Genomic DNA, 1,435 nt, shown 5'->3' on the forward strand with positions numbered 1-1,435 from the left:
GCGTCCCATGAGTAGGTAACAACCCTATCGACTACCGCCGGCTGCCAGAACTTTAAAAACGATAATGGTCGTGGCTCTGATATACTCACCGTTCGGAACTTTCTATTAAACAGAGTGGGTAAGTCGCGAAACGAGAAAAAAGTCATTCTTATAAAAAACGACAAACAATATAAACTTGGCACAAGCATAAGAAGAGAAAGTATTGATAGCGGATCAAGCCGCGTGGCCATCAACAGTGTTACCCCCATCACAACACCAGCAATAGAAACCAGAATCATTAATATTCCCATAAATGCTATCTCGCTTGCGCCTGCAGGCCCGCCCACCGCGATTGCATTTGGATAGACATTAACAACCGCTTCACAACTGCTGGCTTGCGCATGGATTTTTTCTTTCTTATCTGGCAGAGTTAGACGCCAAGGACTACCCCCCACAAACGTCTGGCGCTGACCTTCAGCAAATTCAAACCAAGGCTCGGTTTGATTCCAGATCGGCAGATAAACTTCGTAGGCGGGATTTTTTTTGGTCATCTTCAGCGCACCCAAAAAGTTTCATTGACGAGTAGTTGCCCATCTGTCACATCGTCATACAGATTAAAGGTTGCGGAACTTGAGGGGTACTTCAACATTTCCGCCTTTATTGTGATGACTGTCAAATCAGGAGAGTACTGTGTGATTTCCGGCGAGGCCACACCCGCAATATAAGGCTTGATGGCGCTGGACTGTGCGGTATTGCCCGTCGAATAAATTAACTCCTTGATGCCATTGGTATGATACAAATAAACTTCTGCGTTCCACTTTAACTTGTCTTTCAGAATTGCTGGAATCAATAAACGTAGCCGAGCTTCCTTGACATACGATTTATCCGGCGCCTCCAATACAAATGGATTATCAGCGGTGGTAGCGGAAGCGCTGAGATTATCGATCAGGTTATGGCTATAATCAAACTCAACGCTGAACCCCAGTAAAATCTTGTTCAGCTCCTCCTGTTCTCGCTTGATCGAGTTCCAGCGATCATTGGCTCGTCCCCAGATACTGCGCGCTGCCCACTCCTCGGCTGGGGTGTCTTGCAACAGCGCTGCAACATAGCCTGCTGTCATGCCCAGTGCGATTAAAACCAGCGCCCAGCCTGTCCATGACAGCCCCCATCCGATCATCGTTATGCTTTTAGCTAATAGCGCAACAGACATACCACTTGCTACTGCAGCGCCAGCGAATGCAACAGCTTGTACTGTATACGCTCCGAAAGCCCCCCTATCATTTTTGTGAAACTCTGAATAAGCCGTAATTACTGAAAACAACGCATCCACTGCCAACCCAGCCACCCCCAAACTTCCCGCCGCAATCTTCAACTTTATACTGACCGCCGCACTATGCTGCTTGGCAATCGCCTCGCTCAACTCCAGCACCACCGAGGTCAGCCCAAGCCCCGAGCC

At 48.4% G+C, this 1,435-nt stretch carries 2 protein-coding genes; both read right to left on the reverse strand.

From position 1 onward, the window contains the following. A partial coding sequence (locus BMX68_RS24955; protein ID WP_218145942.1) for a hypothetical protein occupies positions 1-545 on the reverse strand: 545 nt, incomplete at its 3' end. Then, positions 533-1,435, reverse strand: a 903-nt coding sequence (locus BMX68_RS26100; RefSeq protein ID WP_218145943.1) for a hypothetical protein, incomplete at its 5' end; no start/stop codon positions are given. The genes BMX68_RS26100 and BMX68_RS24955, both read right to left, overlap by 13 nt.

This window comes from Pseudomonas agarici, from assembly GCF_900109755.1.
GTDB lineage: Bacteria > Pseudomonadota > Gammaproteobacteria > Pseudomonadales > Pseudomonadaceae > Aquipseudomonas > Aquipseudomonas agarici.